Genomic DNA, 2,612 nt, shown 5'->3' with positions numbered 1-2,612 from the left:
GAAGCCGAATAGCAAAAAGCCAATTACAAGAATCACTACAAGCGCCATCGACTGGAATTTAACCCCATACCATCGTGCAAGCCCCCCAACTGCTTCTCTTGATGCACCTTCGGGCATTTCAGTTCCGTGCTTGATGGAAGTAACCGCACCTTTCATACTGTAAGCAACCCCAGTCCGGAATAACTGGGATACGCAGCCATTATAGAACATGAAAGCAAAGAGCACGCCATTCACGAGGCTATAAATCAGGGAATTGACCAGCGGACCGTTGCCTTCCGAATAGGTGATGTCTGAAGGCCAGCCAACAAGCCCTAGATACGCAAATACCACGGTGAGGGCGAAGAAGGCGATTGTCTGACCTGCAATAATTTGAGCTGAGGGCTTGATTCCCCTATTCTTGTTAGACACATCACTTGTATATAGGATTGCCACGATGCTTGCCATAAATAAGGTATCTACTATGCCTACATAAGGGGCAAATTCCAGCACCAGCGACAGCACGAGCAATTCAAGTATGGTAACGACGATTCTGGCGATTATGACGTCGATATAGTATTTTACGTTGAAAAGCTCGCTCATAGGATTATTCCGGTGCTAACGAATATAAAAGTATTCTTCTAAAGAATGGAAAGGGGAGGGCGCGGTTGCTGCCATCCCACTGTGACTGCAGGAAACAGGTGAAAGCTATGGAAGGGGAAAGGCCTGAGAACACAATATACGTAGGGAAAAAGGGCGTTATGAGCTACGTTCTGGCGGTTGTGACGCAGTTCAACAATGGGGCGCCTGCCGTGGTCATCAAGGCGAGGGGAAAGCTCATCTCCCGTGCAGTTGACGTTGCGGAAATAGTGAGGAACCGCTTCGTCCCGGACGTGAAGGTCGCAAACATCGACATAAAGACCGAGGAATTGCCCTCCGAGGACGGAACAAAGAGCAAGGTTTCCGCGATGGAGATAACTATTTCAAAATGAATTGATTTTTTTCATTTTATTTCATATTTCAAAACTGGTGTGGACATGCTGAGAACTCATTACATAAAAGAGGCGAAGAAGAACTCCGGCAAGGAGGTGCAGGTGGCCGGATGGGTGCACGAGATAAGGGACCTCGGCAAGCTCATCTTCATACAGCTGAGGGACCGCACCGGAATCGTGCAGGTGACCGCGAAGAAGGGTGCGGTGCCGGACGAGGTAATGGAGGGGATGAAGAGGAACAAGGAGGACGTGATCAGCGTCACCGGGATTGTGAAGGAAAACAAGATTGCTCCGGACGGGATGGAGATTTCCCCCTCAAAAGTCGATGTTCTCTCAAAAGTTGAAAGGAAACTGCCGGTGGACCCTACTGGAATGGTCCCCAGCGAACTGGATATCCGGCTGAACTACCGTTATTTGGATTTGAGGAAGAAGGATGTTAACGCAATATTCAACATAAAATCCGAGATTGCGCGCAGCTTCAGGGAGAGGTGCGTGCACAACGGGTTCATGGAGATACATCCCACTTCCATTGTGGCTGCGGCCACCGAAGGAGGGACGGAAGTGTTTGCGGTGGAATATTTCGAGCAGAAGGTGTTCCTCGCCCAGTCGCCGCAATTGTACAAGCAGATGGCGGTGGTTGGCGGATTGGACAAGGTATTCATCACAGCCCCGGTTTTCCGGGCGGAGAAGCACCATACGACCACCCATTTGAACGAAGTAATCCAAATGGACATAGAGATGGGCTTCGCGGACGACAAGGACGCGATGGATGTGCTTTCGGACGTTTCCCTGCATATTCTGAAGAATGTGGAGAAAATGAAGGACGAGCTTGCGCTCCTGAACCCGGAGTTCGAGGCTCCGAAAGAGGTCCCGAGGCATAGTTATACGGAATTGGTGGACCTTTTGGGCGAGAATAACTTCAAGATGGAATGGGGCGAGGACTTCAGCAAGGAGGCGGAGAAAAAGATGGCGGAAATTCTCCAGGAGGATTTGTTCATAATAAACGACTGGCCTACGAACGTGCGTGCATTCTACTCCATGCCCAAGGAAGGGGATGAGAAAGTGTGCAAGGCATTCGATTTGCTGTATAAGGGATTGGAGATTGCCTCCGGCGCGCAGAGAATCCATATCCCGGAACTGCTTGAAAAACAGCTGGAAAGCAGGGGCCTGAACCCGCGCAATTTTGATTTCTATATCGATGCGTTCAGGGTCGGGGCGCCCCCGCACGCGGGATGGAGCATCGGGCTGGAGAGATTGACGATGAAGGTTACGAACCGGGAAAATATCCGAGAATGCATGCTGTTTCCAAGGGACAGGACGAGGGTGCATCCATAGCGTGGGACTATGCGCCTAGGTTTGCGAAGCGTCCGCTTTATGTGGGACTAAATACGGGACTAAAAAAGCGGTCGGGGGTGCATCCTTAGAGAAGCGTTCTGCCCTTCAGCTCGTTCAGCGGGAACCGCGTGTAGGAGAATTTTTCCTTTCCATTCACGCTTATGAGAACGGAGAAGTTCCAATCCTTGTCCTTCACCGCCGCCCAGAAGAAGTTTTTGGACTTTCCCGCGCCAAAAACAGGGGCGCGGAGCTTCTCTTCCGTGATTTCGCCAAGTTCTATTTCCGCCCTTTCCCCGTTCAGGAATAGAA

General features: G+C 50.7%; 4 protein-coding genes. 2 read left to right on the top strand and 2 right to left on the bottom strand.

The genetic code is table 11. The features are described 5' to 3' along the window. A partial coding sequence (locus tag WC488_05435) for a hypothetical protein (GenBank protein ID MFA5077838.1) occupies positions 1-579 on the bottom strand: 579 nt, incomplete at its 3' end. 107 nt (positions 580-686) lie between these two features. Here WC488_05435 and albA point away from each other — a divergent pair. Together albA and aspS are read left to right on the top strand one after the other, a co-directional pair. Continuing rightward, entirely contained in the window at positions 687-968 is a 282-nt protein-coding gene (albA, locus tag WC488_05430) for a DNA-binding protein Alba (protein MFA5077837.1), read from the top strand. Between the two features lie 45 nt (positions 969-1,013). After that, on the top strand, positions 1,014-2,303 hold the full coding sequence (gene aspS / locus WC488_05425; GenBank protein MFA5077836.1) for an aspartate--tRNA(Asn) ligase: 1,290 nt from the start codon (positions 1,014-1,016) through the stop codon (positions 2,301-2,303). An 85-nt stretch (positions 2,304-2,388) separates the two neighbouring features. Here the strand turns inward: aspS and WC488_05420 are convergent. Then, on the bottom strand, positions 2,389-2,612 hold a 224-nt coding region (locus WC488_05420), incomplete at its 5' end, for a hypothetical protein (protein ID MFA5077835.1).

It is taken from the genome of Candidatus Micrarchaeia archaeon (assembly GCA_041650355.1).
GTDB lineage: Archaea > Micrarchaeota > Micrarchaeia > Anstonellales > Bilamarchaeaceae > JAHJBR01.
This window is presented reverse-complemented; position numbering and strand designations above follow the sequence as displayed.

What these genes read in the sequence shown, in the direction of transcription:
- albA (MFA5077837.1), top strand. Translation starts at nt 687, where the DNA reads ATGGAAGGGGAAAGGCCTGAGAACACAATATACGTAGGGAAAAAGGGC.
- aspS (MFA5077836.1), top strand. Translation starts at nt 1,014, where the DNA reads ATGCTGAGAACTCATTACATAAAAGAGGCGAAGAAGAACTCCGGCAAG.